Here is a 23,027-nt window from a genome sequence, read left to right on the forward strand (position 1 = left end):
CTATGTTACATACTGATCAGTTAAAAAGACTTTATACGGATGAGCAAATCCTAATAATACTACTTGCGCGTCTATATTTTGGGACCGGGAATGAGGAACAAGTAAATCATTTCCTGGAGCAGGGAAATATTGACTGGAGTTTATTCTATCATGAAATTTCCAGGCATGATATCAAGGGGTTTGTTTATCATACAGTAACGGATTATAAAATCAGCATTGATGCAGGGATTTATGATACGTTAAAGAAAGATGTGATGGGAATCATTTTACTTGGTGGCTACCAAACTGAATTAAGCGTATCCTTATTACAATCATTTCGCAAATTAGGAATCAGCGTCATTCCTTATAAAGGAAGTGTTTTGGCTGCCAGGTATTACAAAAAAGATTCTTTAAAGGCAAGTTCAGATATCGACTTTCTCATTCATCAGGATAATTTACCAGCTTTGAGGAAATACCTCATGGAAAATGGTTTTACGCCTAAATTTCATTTTTCAGATAAATACTTGGGATACATTCGCCGTCATTTCAGGGAACTTTCATTTACTTCCCCAAAGGATCAGTTAGGCATTTCTTTCTCAGTGGAGTTGCAATGGAGGTTGGTAGAGGGGTATCATGGTAAATTTCATAATTACGATTTTTTCATTCAGCATTTGCAGCCTGGGGAATTACAGAAAAATGGGGTAACGACTGGGTTGGCGCCCACATATGATTTCTTATGCGTAGCTTCTCATCACCTTGTCAGGGAGCCGTTGATGAGGTTTAAATATCTTTTAGATCTGGCGGCCATTGTTCATACTGCTGCCGAGGAGCTTGACTGGAAAGAGATCACTGCTCAATTTAAGCAGTTCAAGTTTAGCGCATTCTTGGGATCAGGTATGAGTGCGCTCAAAGATATTGTTGGTCTTACGCCTTTAGGAGATGTTCCTGATGTTCCATATTATCTTTTCAGATACTTTGGGACCCCAGTAGGTATTCAATATGCTATGAAAAGGGTCAGGTTCGCTCATGCAAATCGTTCCATATGGGGAAGAGTAAAAAGGGGGGTTCAATTCCGTATGGAAATAATGTATCCTGGGATCAAAGAATTGGCAGGCACAAATTTGCCTGCCTGGTTACTTCCAGTGTTGATTCCCAAAAAAATCATAAGGTATTTAGGTCGGTCTATACTCCGGAAGACCTGATAGTAAATATAGCCTTAGTGCATCCAGGACTGTAATTGTGGTGAAGTTCATTTTCTGATCTGTGACTACCTGTACATTTTCTCCTGATTCATGGTGAATATCATCTGTATTCGGGAATCTCATTTCTGCGGCAGGCATCCAGTTACCATAATCTGTTTGGGACTGCAGTAATTGATTTACCATACCATTTGCAAGGATCGCATATTTTTCAGGCTGGTTGGAGAACAACAGAATTTTCAACAGCAGTGCAATATTAAAGGGATTGGGCGACGGTTCCGTCAATGTCTCATTAATGTTGTTGAGGGCCCAGTTCACGGCATTATCAATATATGTTTTATAGTAGAGGGCATCCTTATTACATAATGCTTCCACTGCTAATGCCGTAGCATATACAGGTCCTTCCCACCAGTAGCTATACCAATAACCAGCGGGATACTGATGATTCAGTAAATAGTCGATCGCAGGTTGTATGCCAGCCAATGCAAATGCAGCTGTAACACAACAATGTGGTATTTTCCATCCATTAAAGGTTTCCGGGGGCTGATTTCTGCCTAAGGGGCCGCTTTCGCTATAAGTGGTAACACCTCCGTTTGTGGTTAGATAGGCATGTAGGAGATCTTGGCCTGGTGTAGGAAATTCCTGTTGAAAGTGCCCTGTTGTGGTGAACATCCAGGTCCAGATGGTACTGTCTGCATCCGCAGGAGTAAGCGCATTATATCCCCATCCTTCATTGGTTCTATATCTTGTTTTCAGCATATTCCAGGCGCTTTTAAGCGCAGGATATGTTTCAGGGAGTTCATGTCGGGCCAGATGACAACCTACGTAAGCAGTTACCCATTCATCACTTGTTCCTGGCGACAAACGAAAGTCTTTCCACCAGCCGGCTTGTTGTTGATTGTTAATAATAAAATCTACTCCTTTTTTTATAGCAGCAGCAATCAATGAAACTGGCAGGGCCTCTGTCGGAGGACTGAGAACAGGATTTTTCGCAAGTAGTGTTCTATTTGCCCATGTGCTTTCATAGGCAAGATATGCTTTAAGCTCTGTTCTTTTTCCTGGACAATAGGTGACTTTAATGTGTGAAATAAATTTTCTCAGAAAAGTGAATTCGTTTTCTGATTTATATAAAGAGGCAATCCATAAATGTTCGGGCCAATCTTTCTGTTGACTTGGAAAAATGTCTTTAGTCCAGGTTAGCGCCGCATCTATTTTAGCAGCATCGAGCAGATTATCTGTATTAAATTTTTCTATGAACAGCTTCCAATAGCTTTCCCCTTCCGGATTATTATCTAAGAAGCATTCAAAACTGATTTTGGGTAAAATTTCATCTTTCACATCTATGCAAAGCGTCACTCTGTCAGAAAATCCAAATACGATGGGGAGCAGTTCGGTCAGCTCCTGATCATAACAGGAATAGCCAATTTGTTGAAGGAACGGCAATACCTTATCCAGTGGCAACTTTTTTATATTGAGTCGCAACACTTCAGTATCCCGGGAGAACATGATTCCAGCATATGCGAGGAATGCTGGTTGGGGGCATGCATGGAGGATGGTGTCCAGGATGCTGAATATAGCTTCCTTTTCCCCTAACATTTCTTGCAACAGGCGCACACACAGCTCTTTCTTTTGTGAGTCAGAAAGTGCTGGCGATAAGTCAAAAAAGAGCAAAGGACTTTGAACTCCTGTGGGGAGGACATCCAGTTCCAGGAAGATTTCGGCGATGTCTTTATGGTATATGGACGAACTATCCGCCCATGTATCCATAAAATGCAGCAATTTGTTGTTTGTTTCACTTTCTGGAAGCTGAAATTTTAACCAATTACTGACCTCCTTAAGATGATCATCATCCCGGCGAATGCAAATTTGAAGGTCTACTTGTGAATTGTCAGTAAGTCTGCATTCCAAAGCGAGTCTTATAATTGGGGGAAGTAGTGCAGCGGCCTTTTTCAGTAGTTCCTTTTCTTTCTCCGGTACCAGCGCAACTGGTAAGGATTCAAAGAAATGAGTATTGGATGTAAGAAGGGAATATTTTTCTGATTTCAGATTCATGGATATAATTAGCTTATAGCATCGATGATAGCATTATAAACTTCAGGTATTCTCCGGATGTTATCTGGTCCATTTACTTCATAGAAGGGAACGATTTCCAATAAGTTCAACGCTGACTGAAAATAGGTAGCTGTATACTTTTGGGAATTAACGCCAGGCAATAGTATTTCCTGCATTAATACAGGGAGACTATCACTCATGCTTTTCCGGGTGATAACAGTTTGGTCGGTAGCGATTCTGGGGCCTATAAAAAAGACTGCTGTCACCTTCCGCGGACGTTCATCTGCAACAGACAACCGTTGATGGAAGAAAAATTTCCTAAGCAGCACTTCTGATTGTGCATCAAATTTCCAATCTGGAGGAGTCTCAAATACCGGCTTTAGTTGCGCTGCTGGGATATTAAAATACGAAGCGATATCTGGATTTATCTTAAGGCTCGTTTCTCCCTGCGCAATAAAAAATGTCTTGTTTTCCTGGAGCAGACGGGAGTAATCATCGGACCATATATCGTGACCTTTGATGTGAAAATAAGCTGCCAGTGTGGATTTCCCTGCACCTTTCCTGCCTATGAATAAAATTGTCTTATCCTCCACACATACTGCGGATGCGTGCAAACAGAAGTATCCTTGTTCCTGGAGACAATATTTTGTAATATTTCCCTTGATGAGTGACGGGATTGCCTTTTGTCCGATACCTGTGGCTTGATAGTACACCTCTTTACCTCCTTCGGGAATGACAAAACTAGCCACCGACTCACCTTCGGAATGATATTCAAACAGGCAACACTTTTGATGATCTGGAGTTATGCCGGTGTAAATGTTTTCGCCAAAATTCGCAAGGGATGGAGAAAGCCTGATAGCAGTGTAACAGGCTTTCTCTTTCATTAATAAAAAATCTGGATTACTTAGCTTGACGAAAGTGATCCCTTGCTGTGAGTAATTGCCAGCCAATTAGGAAAAATAATTTGGACCAGTACCACCGTCATTCTGTCTTCCACTTGAGCGGGTCGTATTGGTGATTTCGCCCAGTTTACCAAGCTCTTTTAATTCAGGTGATTTATACACCTTCTGGGTTACCTGATTTGTTGCATTCATTTCCATGGTTTTTAAATTAAACAAGTTTTAAATATATGAGAGAACTATTCGCTAAATATTCCAAGCATTTCGCCATGAGAGTACTGATAAAATGTTTAACAGTGTTTTATGGGAGGTGGTGGATTCCTGGGGATTATTTAAGTCTGCTAATAAAGTCGTAGTATCCATTTTTCCTGTAAGAAAAGTATTTCCATGTTCCATCTCTTTTTGCAATGCTGAGCGGATTTCCTCATTCTGTAGATTTTGGTTGTGAGGATTTCCGAAGAGCGGCGTTTTGGATCTTTTGGTGACTGCTGCCGGGAGAAAGGGTTCCATGGCCATTCGGAGCAGCGATTTTTGAAACAGGATATGAGGCGGCAGAGCCAACATAAACAGATAAAGGTCCAGTGAGAAAAACGGTTGTCGGACCTTTACTTTTTTATTGCTAAACCCTGGGTGGAATGTTTCAAAAAGCGCGGCCCAGTATGGATTTTCGGACAATGCATAAATGGATCGGACATTCGTGGAGGCCTGATGGGTATTCATTACCATCTGATTTTCTTCTGTGCGTTTTTTTCCGTGAGCAGCTAGGGCCAGCCAGTTTTTTACTTTTTGAAATAATGGAGTAGTATAAAATCCAAATGTCCGGTACATATTCCATTGATCCTGGATCGGTTGGAATTTACGCCTATGCGCTTTGGAACTACTGGTAGCAATATTGCCGTACTCAAACATAGGATCTCCTCCAAAACCAGTAAAATATATGTTTGCGAACGGCTCTATATCTGAAAGGATCTGATTCTCGGCGGTAGCATCGGGAATCACTGCCGGTTCAGGAATCCAGGCGTTCAGGGGCTTAGCAATATTTTTCATATAATCTTCCGCCACATATTTCTTGAGAGGTATTCCCAGATGCTTAGCGGTGAGGTCTGCAAAATAGCCTTCCTGTTCGCTCACGAGATAATCATATCGGATATTACAGGCAAGCAAAGTGCTGTCATTTCCATAAGTAGCTGTAAGTATATTCTTTGCTGTTGCAGCTATTGCAGAACTATCCATACCTCCACTAAGAGAGCATGCCGCATTGCTGTTGCGCAGTCTGTCTCTGACAGACTGTTCGAACAAATGATAGAAATGTTCTGCATACACAGTATTATTCTTGTAGCGAATTGGTTTGATATCAACAGGCGTTTCCCAATATCTGACAACACTTAGCTGGCCATTTTTATACATCAGTTGATGAGCGGGTGGCAGTTTCTTAATCTGCTTGTAGATGGTCTGCTCTATTCTGCAATTAACGCCAATTGTCAAATAATCTTTCAAAACCTCCTCATCCAATGAATCCATCAGATGAGTTATAGGTTTGATCGCATGAAAAAAATTGGTAAAGAATAGTTTATCGTCTTGAAGAGAGTAATAAAATGGGATGATGCCAAAATGATCCCGGGCACAAAAAAGATAGTTCTCTGCCTCGTTCCAGATGGCAAATGCAAAATCGCCGGATAGGTATTGCAAGCATTGCTCCTTCCATTGTTTATAGGCATAAAGTACCAGGTAAGCGTCAGGAGTGGCAGTTGTGAGGCCACTAAAATATTGGCTAAGTTGTTTGATTAATCGGGTACGGTTATCCAATCGGACATCCCCTACAATACGAATGTTACCGTCCATACTGAACGGTAATTCCTCATTTGTAGTATCCTCTGCCGTTTTGAGCCATCCGAACCTTAAGTCGGCCTGATCACTACTCCATCTTCCTTGGTAGTCTTTACAACAGGAAGATATGACAGTTGCACAGGCATCCAGTAAGGACTTATCTGCATCTTGTAAATGTGGCGATAATATTCCAACGAATCCACTCATCTGAACCTGGTACTGATTTTATGTTCGGGCAAAACAAAATATCTGGCAATCACTGATGGATGATCATTTATTGGTCTGCCATTCCTTTCCAGCCAGGCATGCGAATCCAGGTTGCCATTATAATGGCATACACCGATCCTGAGATCTGACGAAATTCCTTTACGGCTTAGCATGAAGGAAAGCGCCAACGAACGGGATAAACACCGTCCTTTTAATGATGGCAATGCCTGCATTCTATTAAAAATCGTTGTATAGCAATCGATGATAATGATGGCTTCATCTTCCGTTGCTGGTCCTATATTTTTTTTAAAGAAGGACAACAATTTCCGAGTACTTTTCAAGCTCGAAATAGCAAGACTCGTCTCCAGCAAAGATGTCAGCATACGCGCCTTTAAAAAACGAATGTTATGTGATTTAAGCGCAGCATTAATCTCTAATAGCTTCTGTTCTGAATACATTAGTTACAATCAATTAATTCGGCCTTCTTCAGATGATCGATTAATATATTGAGATCATTTTGGAGTGTTTCCGGAGCAACTTCATATTCTGATTGTAGTTGGTGAAATGCTGCCGAGCAATCCGGATTATTTGTCAATAATTCCCAAAAACGCTTACCTACTTCATTCAATTCATAGAAGCGCTCAGTTTTTAAATTTAATATTACAAAACCGGCTCCTAATTCCCGGACGATAGCATTTTCAGAGATTCTCACTTTCATTTCAAGCAAACTCATGAACCTTCAATTTGGGGGTTGGGGATAATTTTCGGTAAATAACAAGACCGTTATAGAATTGTTTAAAAATTTAAAAAATATTTTCCCTGAAAATATTATCAATTACATGTATAAATAAATGTTTAAATACAAAAAAAGACGTCTCAGAGATCTCTGAGACGTCTTTTTCTATCAGGTAAAATTAAATGATCAACGGAAAAGATCGGCGGTAAGGCCGATTTCATAGCCTCCGTCGGAATAGTTTTTCAATCCGGAGGTTTGTTTGGTATATAACGCTACCAATTTTACGGTATTCATAATGCGAACGCCTGCACCTACTGTAAAGTTACCAGAAGTATGATACAGCGCAGTAACATTGGCCACGTTACTTAGGAATCCTACGTTAAGTCCAACATCCACGATACCGTCATATCCTCTGATGCTACGGTAGCAAAGCTTAGGTTCTACGGAAGTTACTGCATGTTCCAGTTGCCATTTGTAGCTGATACCGGAGAAGAACACGGTTCCTCCATCAACGGCAGGAAAGTCTTTATTGGAGAAGGTAGCGCGGATATTAGGGAGTGCAGCCTGGATAGTCCAGTGCTGGTCCGTGTATGCCATCCCGTAATCAGCCTCAAAATAATCGTCCCGGCGGTTGAAAGCGCCGATAGAAGGATCATTATTGTCCGCATTGATTTTAGCGTAATTCAGGCGCTGGAAATTCAGGCCCAGTGAGAGACCGAAATGTAGTTTTCCGCCTTTCTCATTCAGTGGCAGATGATATGCATAGGTACCGGCGATACGTGTACGGGACAATAAACCGGCCTGATCATTGAAAACATTCAGTCCAGCTCCTACCCTGTTCCCGATATAACCGTCAGCAGAGAAGAATTTAGTAGTGGGCGCACCATCTATTCCATTCATTTGGGCGCGGTAAGCAACGTTCAGATGCAGACCGCTGTCGAGGCCCGCCATAGCTGCATTGGCTAGGTATTGATTCTGGAAGTACTGGGTTCCGGAAGGGTCCAGTAGTGCGGCTGTTTTGCTGAGCGTTTGTGCATCGCTGTTGGTGAACAGGAACATTGTTCCTGTCACCAAAGCGATTGCTTTTAATTTTACTGTTGCGGAAAATGAATTTCGCATGTTAGTATTTTTTATAGCGTTCATCACTGTTATCTAACTATTGTTATAAAACCTTTGGCTGTCTTCGCGCCACCTTCAATTGTCAGAATGTAGTAGTAAGTACCTTCAGACAATGCATGGCCGTTGATGGTACCATCCCATTCGTTATTGTAGTTCTTGCGTTGGTATACCAGTCTGCCGGAGCGATCAAATATTTTCACCTCATTGTTGGTATACAGATCAATGTTTTTGATTACCCATTTATCGTTGATACCATCGCCGTTCGGAGTGAGCATATTGATTGCATCTACTTTGAAATCGTTATTGGATTTCACTGCGTAGGTAGCGCTGCTAGTACATCCGGTAACGTTAGACACTGTTACTTTAAAGTTAGCATCTGCTTTCACGCGGGCTACCAGGGTACTTGTTTGCTGGCCGCTTATGATACCGTCTACTGCATCCCAGGCGAAGAGATCGCCGCCGGTGGCTGTCAGTTGAATGACATCTCCTTTTGATACCGGATTTGGCTTATCTGCTGTGATGGTTACCACTGGCGTAGCATTCACACGGAGGTGGAAAGTACGTTGCAGGGTATCTACACCATTGTTGGCAGTACCGCCGTTATCCTGGATGGTTACGGTGATGTTGGCATCGCCGGAAGTCAGGGTAGACTTGAATTTGTAAATCAGTACGCCAGTGTTGCTAACGGTCAGCTGATCGAAGATGGCTGCATCGGAAGCGAGGCGCAGGGTAAATGTTTGATCTGTTTCTACCGCAGAGAGACTTGTCAGTTGGATGCTGTGTGCGAGATTGTCGGCACAGATAGTTTGATCTGCGATCGGATCCATGGTAGGCGCTTTGTTAACGAACAGCGGACCTACGTGGATATTCACGACAACCGGCGCAGTGGTATTCACGCCATCGCTTACGGTGATGGTGATGCTGGTATTGGAATTAGCCAGGGCTTTCAGAGCCGGGATATTCTTCACCGTTACATTACCGTTTGCATCGAGGGCGAAGGCGCCGTTTGCAGCATCTGTTACAATAGTCCAGTTCTGGATAGTTCCTAATGCATCTGTAGCGGTCAGTTTGCCGACCAGCGTACCCAGTGGCGCATCTCCGGAAACATCCATTGTTGGGATGGTGACAACTGGCGGAGTAGCATCGTACACAAACTGGAGTGTATTAGAAGCATTGTTGCCGTTGTTGCCAATGTTCGTAGCTACGTTTGCAGCGAGTGATACAGCAACATTACCGTCTGCCGCAGGCGTAATAGTAACAGTATAATTCTTATTATCCGTTGTGGTAAGATTGCTGGCTACTCCATTCACTACGGTGAACGATGTAGCAGTCAAACCAGTTACCGATTCACTGAAGGCGGCGGTAACATTTACCGGCGTATTTACGCGGGCAGTATTGCCACTCAGGGAAACTGTAGGATGGCTGGTATTTACACGAACCTGTGCGGTTGAAGGCACATTATTTAGTGTGAGTACTGCATTGTTAGAGAAATCATCTGCGATGGTAGCGCCATTCAGATTGATCGCGCTAGCCAGGTCGATACCGTCCATATCCATATCTCCAGGTTGGATGGCATAACGGAAGGTGAGGATATTAGAACCGCTTCCACTTACGTAGCCAGCATTTACCGTATTCGTGCCGATGGTCAGCGGTAATACAGGAGAGCCGGTAACGGTTATTGGTTTGCTGAACGATACTGTGAAGGTCAGCGTCTGGGTTGCGTTATAGTATCCATTAGCAGGAATGTTTACCAGACTGACTACAGGAGCTGTTCCATCGTAAGCGGTGGTCAATACATTCGAAGCCGCATTCGTAACGTTTGCGATATTACGAACTGCACCAGCCTTCAGTTGTACGGTTACGTTACCGGTTGCTACTGGCGTTACCAATACGGTATAAGTGTTGTTTGCGCCAGCCTGAAGGTTACTCAGTGTCGCATTTGTTACGTTAAAGCTGCCTGTGGTCAGGCCGGTTACCGCTTCATTGAAGGCAACAGTAATCGTATACGGCTGATTTGTTTTAGCGGTACCGGTAATGGTAGCGGCAGGGATCGTCGTATATACGAAGATGTTATTGGTTGCCGGGATGTTATTCAGTGTCAGATCAGCATTTACACCGTAGATATCCTGGATGGTTGCTCCGTTGAGGTGAATCACATTATCCAACTGAATACCGCTCAGTGCCTCATCTCCCGCCACAACAGCATACTGGAAGGCTATATTTTTTCCACTGGTGAGCACATAGTTAGCACGTACTGTTTTTGAACCAATGGTCACTTCGAGATATGGCGTACCACCTGTAGTGTTTACCACTACATTTTTCTGGTAGGTTACCATGAACTGCAAGAAATCTCCGGTAATATAGTATTTGCTAAGCGGAACGTTCGTTTGTTGAACAACTGGGACCGCAGAATAGCGTACCTGTACGGAGTTAGCAATGTTTCCATTCAGGCCAAGCGACTGTACTGCATTTGCAGCGAGACCGATAGTCATCAGCGTTTCAGTAGTAGGCGTGATGGTAGCTGTGTAGGTAATGCCATTTGTAGTCTGCACATTGCTGACATTAGCCATGCCTCCTGTGTTGATTACTGCGGAAGTAAATCCGGTCACTTGTTCTGAGAAGGTGAAAGTAGCTGTGAAAGGCCCTGTCACCAGCGATGGAGCGGTAATACTTACGGTTGGAGGTTTAGTACTTACAAACACATTAGCGGTGCTACCAACACCATTGAGTGTCATGTTAGCAGGATTTCCTGCCAGATCGGTGATATTTCCACCATTATTGGTCAGGACGCCGGTGGCGATACCATCCAGATCCTGATCGCCGGTTACTACTGTATAGCTGAATGTCAGCGTTGCAGTACCTGAGCCACTGTTGTATGTAGCCATGCGGGTAAATGTACCGATAGTAACTTCCACCGCTGGCGTACCTGTTACAATTACTGGTTCAGGGAAGGTAACTGTATAAGTCAGTACTTTTTTGCTGGTACTGTTGTAGTAGCCATCTGCAGGAACTGTTACCGAAGAAACGACTGGTATGATACCGTCTATTTTTACGCCATTGTTTGGATCAGCAGTTGGTAAATTGAGGTCAGCATTCATGTTATTGGCGCCGATGATGGTACCGCCGTTCAGGTTGATCGCAGCACCTACACCAATATTATCATTATCCAGATCGCCAGTGGCTACTGTATACTGGAATCCAACTACATCAGTACCAATAGTACCAATGTACTGCGCTTTCACAATTCCGGAATTTAATACGATATCCAGTGTAGGCGTACCTGTTACAACAATAGGTTTATCATATGTTACCAGGAAGGCAATGACATCTCCGAGTTTATATCGGGAAGCGCCTGGTAAAGTCAGCGCAGAAACTACTGGCGGATTTTTGTCATAATAAACAGTTACTGGAACACCAGCTGTATTACCGTATCCGCCTGTGTTCTGTGCTACCCCGGCAGGAACAGATATAATAACGTTACCATCCACCTGTGGTGAAACGAGGCAGGTATAGGTAATGTGATCTGTGGTCTGTAGGTTAGATATAGTAGCGTTGGTCAATGTTATTTTACTGGCGGTCATTCCGCTAACCGCTTCGCTGAAAGTAATGGTTGCGGTGAAATCGCCATACACAGTCAGTGCGCTTGTACTAACAATACAGCTTGGCGTATTGGTGTTTACTTTAACGCCGCTGGTATTAGGCGCGGTGAATGTCAGTGGTGCATTATAACCAGTGGCATCCTTCATCGTACCGCCATTCAGGGCAATGGCGCCAGCGGTGCCGATACCATTGGGGTCATTATCGCCTGCCTGGATATTATAGGTGAATGTAAGCGTATTTGTTCCTGAACCAGTGGCATAGCCAGCCTGACGGGTAACGCCACCGATGGTTACATCCAGTGTAGGCGTACCAGTTACAGTTATTGGTTTTGAGTAACTCACCGTATAGGTCAGTACTTTATTGGTAGTTGTATTATAATATCCATCTGCAGGAGCCGTAACTGAAGTAAGTGTTGGCAGAATGCCATCCACTTTCACACTGTTAGGAAGTGCAGAAGGAAGGTTGAGACCTGCATTCTGTGTATTTACACCGATAATAGTACCGCCATTCAGGTTGATCGCAGCGCCTACATTAATATTAGCAGGTTCCAGATCGCCGCTGACAACAGTATAGGCAAAGTTCAGTGTGTTGCCGGTCATGCCCTGATAAGCGGCAGATACGGTTCCTGAGCTGAGTACGACATCCAGTGTAGGCCCTCCAGTTACTACCACAGGTTTATCGTATGTGACAGCAAAGTTCAGTACATCTCCTATTTTATAGGTACCATTTGCTGGCAGTGTGAGCGAAGTAATGGCTGGCGGCGTTTTATCATAATTCACAGAGAGCGAATTAGAAGCCAAGTTGAAGTTGCTTCCAGTATTCTGCACTTTATTCTGCGGCACAATAATACTTACATTACCATTGTTCTGAGGCGTAACGCTAACCGTATAGGTAATGTTATCCGTGGTTTGTAAGTTGGATGTGGTGGCGTTACCAATGGTGATTGCACCGAGTGTCATTCCTGTAACGTACTCACTGAAAGTGATGGTCAATGTAAACGGACCATACACTGTAGCAGGCGCCGAGATGGAGCAGGTCGGGGTTTTGGTATTCACCAGTACACCAGAAGTATTTGGCGGGGTGAATGTCAATACCGCATTGTTGCCAGCACCATCCTGGATGGTACCTCCATTGAGGCTAATCGGGCTCACTATGATAATACCAGTAGGAGCATTTTCTCCGTTTGAAATGCCATATTGGAATGTCAGTGTAGTACCACCTGAACCTGATATGTAGGTAGCTGACCTGCTTACTCCGCCTATGGTAATTCCAACAATTGGATTACCTGTTACGTTGACGTTTTCGTTAAACTGTAGTTTAATGTTTAAGAATCTTCTGGAACTTTGGTTATAGGTTCCATCTGTCGGTGGGGTCACTATACTGACACTTGGAGGGGTAAGATCAACCGTCCAGGTATAAGCTTTTGGTGTGACTTCCACATTCCCTGCCTGGTCAGCGCTCATGAATTTCACTGTATGTGAACCTTCAGTCATACCTGAAAGGGTAAATATATTCGAAGGGATCTGCGTATAAGCGCCTCCATCCAAACTATACAGCACCGTACATCCCGGTTTACTTGCATTTACATTAAAAGGAGCACTGGTAGAATTTGTCAGATGCGCTGCACCGCCTGGACCCGAGTTTATAATAGTATAAGGTACTACTCTGTCCAGATTGATCTGGCTCGTCTTGGTGACCGTGTTTCCTGCTGCATCAGTAAAACGAATATAGACGGTTCTCAGGCCATCCGCATTAAATAACGTGAAATTACCGGCAGCAGCAGCTGGCATGTCTCCAGTCCAGGTGACATTATCATTGGAAAACGCCATCACTGTTGCATCATCGGGGATAATTTGCAATGATACATTCAGACTATTCGTAAACGCAGCGCCGCCGTTAATGGTGAAACTGGCATTAGGAGGAGTTTTATCTATAATATATGCGGCATTTGCATTTTTGGGCGCTCCTATTACATACCTCGACATATTCCCGGTATTGAGGAGCTTCAGGTCGAGCATTCCATCTCCAGTACCTGTATTCACTGTAACTGTATATTGCCTTGCATTGGTGGAGGTAATGGAGCCTATACTTGTACCGGCAACTGTACCAGTGCTGAATACGCCAAAATCAGTGGCACTCACCCCTGTTACATCCTGGTCAAAATTCACTACAAAGTTTACGGTGGAAGCATTTGATTTTACAGAGTTTGCGCCGCCGGTTACGGTAGCATTCATCGGCGTCTGCAGATTGACAATTCGGCCATTCCCAGCGGAAGCAACGTCTCCGGCAAAGATGGTATTATCAGCGGTAGCCACCAATCCCCAGGGAAAGGAATATTGAATTTGACTCAGACCATTATATATTTCTGTACCAGTCGCTCCGGGAAACAGTGGCATAGTATATCTTACTATATGGTATTTTCCTCCGGTACTGGCTTCGGTAGACAACAAATTCCCATTTGCATCCCAGGCGAGAGATACAAATGAGCGACCTGTTCCAATGACCTGTACAGCGGCATCATTGCTGGACCCAAACGGGATTTTCAATAATTTATCGGACGCTGTACCTGGGAAACCGGTAACATAGAAATAACTATTATCTACAACAAGGCCGGTTGGAAAAGTACTGGCGCCTGTGGGATACGTCAACAATGCGCCAGAATACAATACAGCTTTCATATTTCCCATTCCAGCAGCATATTGGGTAATAATATACTTACTGGAATGATCGTATTCCACTGCGTACAAGTTATTGCTCGCATCCATTGCCAACGCAGCATAGGCTGCTCCTGCTACCACCTGCGTTTCTGTCCAGGATGAGCCAGACTTGTGATACCGCAGGATTTCAGAGCCATCCACACCAGAAGGGTTGTCCGGAGTAGGATTAGGATTAATGATAAACACATCTCCTGAACTGTTTACCACGATACTCCAGGGAGCTTTATTAATGCTGGCGGAGAGGTTATAGCCAATGGTCGTCTTGGAAGTTGGGTTATTTATTGGAAACTGGACCAGGTTATAGAACTGACCTGATGGATCCGCCTCCACGGTATAAAGGTTACCGGCATTGTCTCTGCCGACAGCCGTGTTGTATCCTCCTGATACCAGATTGGAGGCTTTGTATTGCGCTGAGGCGCTGAGGAATACACATAACATTCCCAGCAGCAACAGCAAGTGTTTGCAGCTTTTGGAGTAAATTTTTGTCATTGGCGATGTTTAGATACAGAGAAACGGATTTTGCCAACCGGAGATTGATTGTTCGTGAATCTCCTGGAATTCTTTCGCGTCATACCGTAGTCCTTTCCCCTGGTCAACGATAATTTTTCGTATATCCTTATTGTTTGTTGTGATTTTTATGATATTGGCATCCGGCAATGCAAAACCGGATTGCGGAAAATAGTTCTTATCTCCGCGAGGGCCCTTTACTACTTCAGATTGCAGCAGCTGACGCACGGTTCCGAAATCTTTTTTTACAGCATGGGGTAACAATTCTTTCCAAACCAGTCCTGCTTCATATCCCATCAATGCAAAAACATTGGCTGGTTGCTGCGCATAACGTTCAAACGTTTTGACAAAGAGTTGATTTTCTTTACGCTCATCTTCTCTCATCCAGGAGCGGGCCGTGTAAAATGTTAAGTCGCCTTCTTTGATATCTTCCAGCATATCATCATATGCCATCGCTTCGTGTAGGATGAGTGGGATCTTATGCTGTAATCCGGAAGCCATCCATTTGCGCATGAAATTGATACCAAGGTTCCCACAGAAGATAGCGTGTACATATGCCGGCGGATGTTGCTTCCATCTGCTGAAATATTCATCCAGCTCCAGTTTCATGGGATGGTCTTTGTCAGCTGGGATGACATTGATTACAGGGCGTGGGCCTCCTGCGTCATTGACGCCTTCTGAAAAAGCGGGCAATAAGTGATAACCTGCTTCATAAAGCGGAGAGATAATTTCTCCCTCGGCGCCAAATTTTTGCATGGCCCATTTGCCTAATGCATATTGAGATTGCCAGAGTTGATTCGATGCATAGAATACATTCGGACTGAGATAAGGAAAGTGGGGAATGTATTCTCCCATATCGAAGAAGAATCCGGTTCCTTTTTCTCTTTCCAGCATTGGGATAATATCCGTAATTGATTTGTATCCTATCAGACCTGATACTACATCCACCCTGTTGAAGTAGATGAGTTTACGGGCGGCGTCTGCCGAAGCAGTTGCGCCGCCCTGTTGGGTAAATTCCGGAACAAACTGCACAGTCCTTTGCTGTACCGGGTCCAGGCCCATACCCAGCAACCAGCCTGCAATCAGGTGATGACTGAAATAGGGATAGACAGTAGAGTAAGGAGTAAGAAATCCTATCGTTAATGGCGCTCCGGGAATCATTCCGTCAGTTAATTAGTTTCTGGATGGAAAAATACCTTGAATTACCATAATATAGTTTAATGCCAGGTAAGGGCTCCGAATCGAGAAAGATTGATTACCTCCTGTAACGGCAGCTGTGATAGTGCCACTTACATTACCAGGAGCCAGTGTCGTACCTGCTACAGGAGCGCCATAGCCATTTATAGTAACAGCGCCGGGGCCTACGCCCATTTTAGGCAGTACCGCCGGAGCTACTGTGCTGGAAGGAGTATTGGTAGTAGCGTCTGCATTTGAAGCGGCAGGGCTGGCAGTCAGTGTGCTGGTCATTGCGTGGGTATGTGCCGGTATATTATTGATGCCGAGGGTTACACTTTCGGTACCTCCGATCTCGCCCCATACATAATTGCTTAGACCAGGTGCTTGTCCGGCGCCTACAGGCACCCGACCTCTCAAATCGGGGATGCCAAAAGTAGCCTGTCCATTCCCTCCAAAGGACGTTCCTACCAGGGAAAATAATGCCGGATTAGCGTTGATACTTAATAGTTGTCCCTGACAAAACACAAAACCACGTGGGGCAAAACTTCCGGCGAAAATGTAAACAAGGGCTAGGTAAGACTCCATCATAAGTGTACTCGATTTAGATAGTAGGTAAAAGGTATAGTTATTACTGAATAATTCACTGCTTTCGGTACCAGGATTGAGAATACCCCATTACAGGATCCCTGGACAGAATTACTATCGTGCATTCAGGAGGAGTCTATAGTGGGGTTTATCAAACAAGATTTGGTATAGAAATTTCAAATGGTCATGTACCATTGAGGGCATAAAGGTAAAATATATTTTATTTAAAAAACAAGGGTGTTTTCACCTACAAGCATTGTTTATCACCTATAAAACTACGTATATCCGCCACAGTGAAATTATCCAGCGGAAAAATATTTTTTAATTTTTTTCAAATAGCCGCATTCTTTCAACCCCATGAATATCGATTACATTTGCATGGAGGAAAACATCGATATATAGAAATCGCTGATACATACTGATCACATGCACGTTCCTATTGAAACTGACAACATACTATTTCATGCTCTGAAGCATCATTATGCGGCTGTTCAGTCATTTCTGGCCCATCCTCCGGTAGGGCAAGAGCAGCAATTATATGCTATCCGTACGTTTGGAGGTTCTCAATTTGATTTGTACCATGGTAAATTGTCTGTCGCAGCCATTGAAGCAGAAACAGTAGCCCAATTAAGTCAGCAAGGCATACAGGAGAAAACGACATACCATTCCTGGATAGCGTCACACCGGGGATACCGAACCATTACGTTATCTGATGGTTCCAACTGGACGCTCCGTTACATTGATCATCACGCATATATTCACTTGCATCCTTCGCGGTACAGTCCACATACCATCCGGATAAAGGCCAATGCTATGAAAAGTATTGTCTGTTATCTGCTCTGGCATCCCGAGTATAAAAATCATTTGAACATACCCTTATTGAATCATATCCGGCAGCACGACCTTCATCTCTCCCCTATTGCAACCAACGGGAATACGGAAGAATTACAAAAGGTATTACAGTTGCTGGGAAATGATTTCGGGAGATGACATTTGCACAGGCCTGCTTTTTTTCTTACCTTGATCGGTGCTATTTCACCAGATCTAAAATTGTATGAAGCGAATCTTAACTCTTGCGCTATCGCTGGCTACTGTTGCGGGCTTACAGGCGCAACAAACGCAAAAACCGCCCTTGCATGGCAAAAACTGGATGGCTGTTACCGGAAAGCCGCTCGCAGCCACTGCCGGCGCGATGATCTTCCAGAAAAACGGTAATGCCGTAGATGCCGCCTGTGCCATGCTGGCCGCCACCTGCACCATGTGGGATGTACTCAGTTGGGGAGGCGAAACCCAGGCGCTTATTTATAATCCAAAAACAGGGAAAGTAATTGCCATCAACGCATTGGGAGTAGCTCCTACCGGCGCCACACCTGCCTATTACAAAGGTAAAGGATATGATTTCCCACCTGAGTATGGTCCGTTGGCAGCGGTCACTCCTGGCACTTTCGGAGGACTATGTCTCATGCTGGCCAACTACGGCACTATGAGTCTGAAAGAAGTACTGGCGCCAGCCATGGATATGGCTGCCGGATATCCCATAGAAGCGCAGACCGCCAACTCTATCGAAAGAGGTAAGAAATATATTTCCCAATGGCCTTACAGTAAAGCAGTGTTCCTGACCCATCCCGGAGCAGAAAGAGAAGCACCGGAGGCCGGAGAAATATTTGTGCAGAAAGATCTGCTGAATACTTTGCAAAAAGCAGTAGCAGCCGAACAGGAAGCGCTGAAGAATCATAAGAGTCGCAAAGAGGCTATCATGGCGGCATACGACCGGTTCTACAAAGGAGATATTGCCCGGGAATTTGTACGTGGTTGTCAGGAACAGGGCGGATTAATTACGATGGAGGACCTCGCAAAGTGGAAGCCGGTAGAAGAAGAGCCGCTCCATGTCAATTATAAAGGCATAGAAGTATACAAATTACAGGAGTGGACACAAGGTCCTATGCTGTTACAAAGCCTGAATATCCTGGAGAATTTCGATCTCAAATCCATGGGATATAACTCCACACAGTATATTCACACCTTGTATCAAACCATGAATCTCACTTTCGCGGATCGCGATTTCTATTATGGCGATCCTGCATTTAATCCTAACTCCGCTATCAAAGGATTGCTCAATAAGGATTATGCCAAGGCCCGGGCAAAGGAAATCAACCTGACGCAAAATGATGCCAATGCCGGACCCGGAGATCCTTATCCTTATATGGGTAAAACCAATCCCTACCTGCATTTCCTGAAAGAACGCGCGGCACTAATGGACACTACCAGCGGCCGCAAACCAGGCGGATTTGTACCTAAACATGATGCGGCTTTCCTGCAACAGTCCGATCTGTCTTCTATGTATGCCGTCAATGATGTAGACAGCGCATATATGGACAGACTATGGCGAGGCACCACCAGTGTGGAGGCAGCAGATAAAGACGGTTGGGTGGTAAGTATTACTCCCAGTGGCGGATGGTTGCCAGCATGCATTGCAGGTAAAACAGGTATTGGTATGAGTCAGCGTGCACAAAGCTTTGTGCTGGACTCTGCCCTCGATCCATTTAACGTAATCGCGCCAGGCAAGCGTCCACGCGTTACGCTCACCCCCACCCTGGCATTGAAGGAGGGTAAACCTTATCTCTGCTTCGGCGTACAAGGCGGCGATACACAGGATCAGAACCTGTTACAGTTCTTCCTGAATATGGCAGAATTCAACATGACAGTACAGCAGGCCACAGAAGCGGCTAACATTAATACTAATCAGTTATGGCTTTCCCTGGGCGGCAGTACCATTAAAGATCGTCAACCGCGGCCGGGAAGTATTCTGCTGAATAATAATACGCCTGAAAAGACCCGGCAGGAATTGCAGAAAATGGGGTATCACCTCAGTTTCGGAGACAGAACCAGCGGTCCTATCAACGCTATATTCCTGGACAGAAAACATGGTACTATCTGGGGAGGAAGTAGTAACCATGGGGAAGATTACGGCATTGGCTGGTAAAATTTTTCATCTCAAGGGCCGCTAAATGCGGCCCTTGGTATTTCTATTATAAAGCGAAATGAACAAGGACATATGATGAGCGGAGTACCGGCTGTCTCCCTAAAGCATTATCTTTACACACATTACCTTATCAAGCTTTGCATAGGTTGGCAGAAGATTTGGTGAGATATACTTTCTAAATGATGAAATTGATGGGAACCTATACTTATACACGTAGCTTAAAAATCATTGGCAGTATTATTTTCGGACTGTTTTTAATTATTGGACTTGCAGGAGAAATACTACTATTCTGTATCCCCACCACCATTGAAGCAATTGTCTTTTTCTCCATCTTATATCCCGCGACTATTTTCTCCTGCGGCTATGCCATTAATAACTTTTTTTCCAGCATCATATTAGATAGTGAAGGTATCCAATTTAGATCTCCTTTATATAAGCGGGTATTGCCTTGGAAAGACGTGTCTAAGGTAAAATTTACCGATCACGGGATTATCATACACCGTACTGCAGGAGCCTTGGGATTTAATGTCAGTAGTTCCAGGCAAGGATATCAGGACATTATTGCATTTATAAGCGAACGATTTACCATTGTGCAAGAGAAACCCAAACCTGCACAGCAGCTATCTGCAACAACGCCGGAAACTGCGGTAACAGATGAAAAATTACTCCGCAAAATTTCTCAGGTGAATAGTATTAGCGGGTACCTCATTATAGTGATGGCCGTTTTCGGATATATCATGCTCACTACGGGCTATCGTATCAGAGGTCTTGACTATATTCAATTCTTTTTTGTACCATTAATGCTTTACGGTATCATCCATTATAGGTCGATTGTTCATATCCACTATTTTCCACCTGCCTACATTCTTTTAATCATCATCTCCCTTAGTTTGATTACCAGCCCTGAAAGAAAGTATAAATTCTATAATAATGATTATTGGATTTACGTACTGATCGTATTTGCAGTATTAGTGGTGTTACTTACCTTATGTCTGTTAGCTACTCAAGTTAGTCTTAAAGACCGCATCATGCATATTTGCATATGGAGCATGGGATTTTTTCTTTGTAGCTGTGGTATTGTAAACTATACCAATATTGTTCTGGATAATACTGCTCCTGTAAGATATCGTACAACTGTGCTCAATAAAAGAATCCGCCAAAGTAGCAAAACAAGTTCGTCAGAAATGGAGTTCAAAGGCTGGAGAGATGAAAAACCGGTAACCATGGATGTACATATGGATCTATACCTAAAGTATGAAGTAAATCAGGAAGTGGAAGTGGACATGTGGCCCGGGAGACTGGGTATTCCCTGGTATCAATTTGTTGAGAATAAATAATCACATTCAATCGCATGTTCTTTCATGAATAAATTAGAAAAGAAACAGAAGAATAGAGAAATAAATATCAAAACGCAGCAGGCACGCAAGTTTGTTGTTCGACTGACTATTATTACACTCTTACTTGAAGTATTAGTATTCTTCAAAGGTCAGGAGATAAAGGGACTGGCTTATGGTCAGTTGCTACTGATATTGATTTTTTTATATGGTTTTTATCATTTCCGGAGTCTTCTGATGATAGAAAACAAAACGACCTCCTTTTTTTCAGAAGGAATGTTTCTGATGATAATTAACTCATTCAGTCTATGGTCACAGACAGGCCATTACGATCACCAGGACACGCATCCGCTCTGGCTGATAATTTGGCCGACATTCGGCGTATTAATGCTGCTATTTCTGATCGCGATCTGGGCGCTTCCATTATCTATTACGAAATGTGTGCAGTATGTTTTCGTATATGGATTAATGTTATTATCCGCCAGCTACGGCGTTATTGCCTATACCAATGTAAGGATGGATGATGCCCCACCTGTCAGGAATAAAACGATTATTACGGATCGGTATGTGTCGGACAAAAGCAGGTACATTTATTATTACATAATGGTGAGTGGTCGGGAAGGAAATGGTTTTCCGGAAAAAATTGAAGTAGAGGAGTCTTTCTATGAAAGCGTAAATACAGGGCAGGAAATAACGATAGATGTATATCCTGGTAAACTGAATGTTCCCTGGTTTAAAATACTGGGAGACTAGATATCCATTGAGACATGATAAATATTTATAACAGCACAATCCCTATATTTATGTCTCATTCCCTAAAGCTTATTTATGCCATCTGACAGCAATAGCCCGTCCGACTCAACCCAGGAAAGTCAAATTATTGAGGCCCACCGATGTAATATCCTGCTTTCTCTGACTGCAGTATTCGTGGAATTAATACATCTTATCTTTGGAAGTTATATTATAGGGCTGCTGTATATCCAACTGGTAGTTGTATTAATTACGATCTATAGTTTTTATGTTTTCAGAAATATTCCAGTAGACAACAATCTGAAAAGTACTATTTATGAAAACAGATTTGCTCCTATAGTTGCTGCTATCATTTCTATGCTTTTTCATAGTGCAGGCTATCAATCACTGGATGACGATCTCTATTTCAAGACTATATTCATTCTATTTGGGGTATTGCTATTACTCTATACTGTCAGTAATTCTTTTACTAAAATGTCGATTATTGAACGTCTGGCCCGTATGGTTTTTTACGGAATGTGGTTATTTCTCTTTAGTTGGGTCTTTGTTAATTATACGAATATGGTCATGGATAAATCCATCCCGGAGAGATATCAGACGACTGTTCTCCGTAAAGAGGTTACCAAAACCTCAAAATCTACGTTCTATGATGTGCTGTTAGGCGGTTGGGAAAACCATCCTGCACATATATGGACTCGGGTAGACGAAAAAGAATTTGAAAAGGTAAGTAAAGGGCAACAGGTAGAGGTGTATGTATATCCAGGGAACCTTCATATTCCCTGGTATGAAGTAATTATTCATTAAAAAAATCCGGCTGCCAACCATGAAAGGCAGCCGGTTGCAAACTATTCCAGCATTTTCTTCAATCCTGCTTCGTAGCTGGCGATTTCAGCAGAAAGACTTTCCACCAGGGCTTTGCGGGCACTCTTATCCCCTTCCATGATCATGCTCCATCTAATTACGGCTACATCATCGTTGTTGGGGGAAGATTCTACCAATGCCGTAACGATCGCTTTGGTAACGCCTGCAGGCAAAGGTTCCAGGATATGGAATACAAAGAATTTGTATTGTTCATGTACCTGTTCAATTTCGTCTGTACGTTTGTGGCCATCAGCAAATACCAGGTCGCGGTAGCGGGTTTCGCCGACATTCCGGATGGTTACTTCTTTGATGGTACCATTGGAATATTCCTTTACCTGTGGCAGATCGCGGATAATTCTCCAGACTTTTACAGGCGTACTTTTAAGCTGTGTTTCGTGGGTGTAGTCGGGTATAACTCGTTGTGCGGCCTGCATCTGGGCCATCACCGCTGTGCTGCAGCAGATTAACAACAAGGTGAGTAACTTCTTCATAATCT

At 43.6% G+C, this 23,027-nt stretch carries 17 protein-coding genes; 6 read left to right on the top strand and 11 right to left on the bottom strand.

The window, feature by feature from the left end:
* Positions 1 to 2 precede the first annotated feature (2 nt).
* Entirely contained in the window at positions 3 to 1,181 is a 1,179-nt protein-coding gene (locus tag CLV59_RS16545; RefSeq protein ID WP_170137782.1) for a nucleotidyltransferase family protein, read from the top strand.
* Here the strand turns inward: CLV59_RS16545 and CLV59_RS16550 are convergent.
* The 10 genes from CLV59_RS16550 to CLV59_RS16590 all read right to left on the bottom strand — a co-directional run bounded on the left by CLV59_RS16550 (position 1,152) and on the right by CLV59_RS16590 (position 16,606).
* Positions 1,152 to 2,945: a prenyltransferase/squalene oxidase repeat-containing protein gene (locus tag CLV59_RS16550; RefSeq protein ID WP_170137783.1), complete on the bottom strand. Its 1,794-nt coding sequence runs from the start codon at positions 2,943 to 2,945 to the stop codon at positions 1,152 to 1,154. The two genes, CLV59_RS16545 and CLV59_RS16550, sit on opposite strands and share 30 nt — an antisense overlap.
* A 293-nt stretch (positions 2,946 to 3,238) precedes the next feature.
* A complete protein-coding gene (locus tag CLV59_RS16555; protein ID WP_146616216.1) occupies positions 3,239 to 4,114 on the bottom strand; it encodes a phosphoenolpyruvate carboxykinase (ATP) in 876 nt (291 codons plus the stop codon).
* A gap of 66 nt (positions 4,115 to 4,180) precedes the next feature.
* On the bottom strand, positions 4,181 to 4,330 hold the full coding sequence (locus tag CLV59_RS28925) for a hypothetical protein (protein ID WP_170137784.1): 150 nt from the start codon (positions 4,328 to 4,330) through the stop codon (positions 4,181 to 4,183).
* Between the two features lie 45 nt (positions 4,331 to 4,375).
* Positions 4,376 to 6,163, bottom strand: coding sequence for an asparagine synthetase B family protein (locus tag CLV59_RS16560; RefSeq protein ID WP_111593171.1), 1,788 nt, complete (start codon positions 6,161 to 6,163; stop codon positions 4,376 to 4,378).
* Positions 6,160 to 6,621, bottom strand: a complete 462-nt coding sequence (locus CLV59_RS16565) for a lasso peptide biosynthesis B2 protein (protein WP_111593172.1) — start codon at positions 6,619 to 6,621, stop codon at positions 6,160 to 6,162. The genes CLV59_RS16560 and CLV59_RS16565 overlap by 4 nt, the downstream gene beginning before the upstream one ends.
* Entirely contained in the window at positions 6,621 to 6,896 is a 276-nt protein-coding gene (locus tag CLV59_RS16570) for a PqqD family protein (RefSeq protein ID WP_111593173.1), read from the bottom strand. Before CLV59_RS16570 ends, CLV59_RS16565 begins: the two co-directional genes overlap by 1 nt.
* A 189-nt stretch (positions 6,897 to 7,085) precedes the next feature.
* A complete protein-coding gene (locus CLV59_RS16575) occupies positions 7,086 to 8,018 on the bottom strand; it encodes a PorP/SprF family type IX secretion system membrane protein (protein ID WP_170137785.1) in 933 nt (310 codons plus the stop codon).
* A 29-nt stretch (positions 8,019 to 8,047) separates the two neighbouring features.
* Complete coding sequence (locus tag CLV59_RS16580) at positions 8,048 to 14,824, bottom strand: Ig-like domain-containing protein (RefSeq protein WP_111593175.1); 6,777 nt, start codon at positions 14,822 to 14,824, stop codon at positions 8,048 to 8,050.
* A gap of 9 nt (positions 14,825 to 14,833) precedes the next feature.
* Positions 14,834 to 16,003 carry an ABC transporter substrate-binding protein gene (locus tag CLV59_RS16585; protein ID WP_111593176.1) on the bottom strand — a complete coding sequence of 390 codons (1,170 nt, stop codon included), beginning with the start codon at positions 16,001 to 16,003 and terminating at the stop codon, positions 14,834 to 14,836.
* A gap of 12 nt (positions 16,004 to 16,015) precedes the next feature.
* A complete protein-coding gene (locus CLV59_RS16590) occupies positions 16,016 to 16,606 on the bottom strand; it encodes a phage tail protein (RefSeq protein WP_245950884.1) in 591 nt (196 codons plus the stop codon).
* A 423-nt stretch (positions 16,607 to 17,029) separates the two neighbouring features.
* On the opposite strand from CLV59_RS16590, the gene CLV59_RS16595 reads away from it, so the two are divergent.
* The 5 genes from CLV59_RS16595 (at position 17,030) to CLV59_RS16615 (ending at position 22,474) form a co-directional block, all read left to right on the top strand.
* Positions 17,030 to 17,593: a hypothetical protein gene (locus CLV59_RS16595; protein WP_111593177.1), complete on the top strand. Its 564-nt coding sequence runs from the start codon at positions 17,030 to 17,032 to the stop codon at positions 17,591 to 17,593.
* Between the two features lie 64 nt (positions 17,594 to 17,657).
* Positions 17,658 to 19,586 carry a gamma-glutamyltransferase family protein gene (locus CLV59_RS16600; protein WP_111593178.1) on the top strand — a complete coding sequence of 643 codons (1,929 nt, stop codon included), beginning with the start codon at positions 17,658 to 17,660 and terminating at the stop codon, positions 19,584 to 19,586.
* A 179-nt stretch (positions 19,587 to 19,765) separates the two neighbouring features.
* Entirely contained in the window at positions 19,766 to 20,923 is a 1,158-nt protein-coding gene (locus CLV59_RS16605; RefSeq protein WP_146616217.1) for a hypothetical protein, read from the top strand.
* Between the two features lie 24 nt (positions 20,924 to 20,947).
* On the top strand, positions 20,948 to 21,673 hold the full coding sequence (locus CLV59_RS16610) for a hypothetical protein (RefSeq protein ID WP_111593180.1): 726 nt from the start codon (positions 20,948 to 20,950) through the stop codon (positions 21,671 to 21,673).
* Positions 21,674 to 21,748: 75 nt separating this feature from the next.
* Positions 21,749 to 22,474 carry a hypothetical protein gene (locus CLV59_RS16615; protein WP_111593181.1) on the top strand — a complete coding sequence of 242 codons (726 nt, stop codon included), beginning with the start codon at positions 21,749 to 21,751 and terminating at the stop codon, positions 22,472 to 22,474.
* 41 nt (positions 22,475 to 22,515) lie between these two features.
* On the opposite strand, the gene CLV59_RS16620 is transcribed toward CLV59_RS16615, so the two are convergent.
* Positions 22,516 to 23,022: an SRPBCC family protein gene (locus CLV59_RS16620; protein WP_111593182.1), complete on the bottom strand. Its 507-nt coding sequence runs from the start codon at positions 23,020 to 23,022 to the stop codon at positions 22,516 to 22,518.
* Positions 23,023 to 23,027 lie beyond the last annotated feature (5 nt).

The organism is Chitinophaga dinghuensis, from assembly GCF_003259435.1.
GTDB lineage: Bacteria > Bacteroidota > Bacteroidia > Chitinophagales > Chitinophagaceae > Chitinophaga > Chitinophaga dinghuensis.

Bases quoted from the DNA above. Each gene is read 5' to 3' on its own strand.
- CLV59_RS16560 (WP_111593171.1), bottom strand. From the start codon at position 6,163: ATGAGTGGATTCGTTGGAATATTATCGCCACATTTACAAGATGCAGAT.
- CLV59_RS16605 (WP_146616217.1), top strand. From the start codon at position 19,766: ATGATGAAATTGATGGGAACCTATACTTATACACGTAGCTTAAAAATC.
- CLV59_RS28925 (WP_170137784.1), bottom strand. From the start codon at position 4,330: ATGGAAATGAATGCAACAAATCAGGTAACCCAGAAGGTGTATAAATCA.
- CLV59_RS16575 (WP_170137785.1), bottom strand. From the start codon at position 8,018: ATGCGAAATTCATTTTCCGCAACAGTAAAATTAAAAGCAATCGCTTTG.
- CLV59_RS16570 (WP_111593173.1), bottom strand. From the start codon at position 6,896: ATGAGTTTGCTTGAAATGAAAGTGAGAATCTCTGAAAATGCTATCGTC.
- CLV59_RS16565 (WP_111593172.1), bottom strand. From the start codon at position 6,621: ATGTATTCAGAACAGAAGCTATTAGAGATTAATGCTGCGCTTAAATCA.
- CLV59_RS16615 (WP_111593181.1), top strand. From the start codon at position 21,749: ATGCCATCTGACAGCAATAGCCCGTCCGACTCAACCCAGGAAAGTCAA.
- CLV59_RS16545 (WP_170137782.1), top strand. From the start codon at position 3: ATGTTACATACTGATCAGTTAAAAAGACTTTATACGGATGAGCAAATC.
- CLV59_RS16595 (WP_111593177.1), top strand. From the start codon at position 17,030: ATGCACGTTCCTATTGAAACTGACAACATACTATTTCATGCTCTGAAG.
- CLV59_RS16555 (WP_146616216.1), bottom strand. From the start codon at position 4,114: ATGAAAGAGAAAGCCTGTTACACTGCTATCAGGCTTTCTCCATCCCTT.
- CLV59_RS16550 (WP_170137783.1), bottom strand. From the start codon at position 2,945: ATGGATACATGGGCGGATAGTTCGTCCATATACCATAAAGACATCGCC.
- CLV59_RS16585 (WP_111593176.1), bottom strand. From the start codon at position 16,003: ATGATTCCCGGAGCGCCATTAACGATAGGATTTCTTACTCCTTACTCT.
- CLV59_RS16600 (WP_111593178.1), top strand. From the start codon at position 17,658: ATGAAGCGAATCTTAACTCTTGCGCTATCGCTGGCTACTGTTGCGGGC.
- CLV59_RS16590 (WP_245950884.1), bottom strand. From the start codon at position 16,606: ATGATGGAGTCTTACCTAGCCCTTGTTTACATTTTCGCCGGAAGTTTT.
- CLV59_RS16580 (WP_111593175.1), bottom strand. From the start codon at position 14,824: ATGACAAAAATTTACTCCAAAAGCTGCAAACACTTGCTGTTGCTGCTG.
- CLV59_RS16610 (WP_111593180.1), top strand. From the start codon at position 20,948: ATGAATAAATTAGAAAAGAAACAGAAGAATAGAGAAATAAATATCAAA.
- CLV59_RS16620 (WP_111593182.1), bottom strand. From the start codon at position 23,022: ATGAAGAAGTTACTCACCTTGTTGTTAATCTGCTGCAGCACAGCGGTG.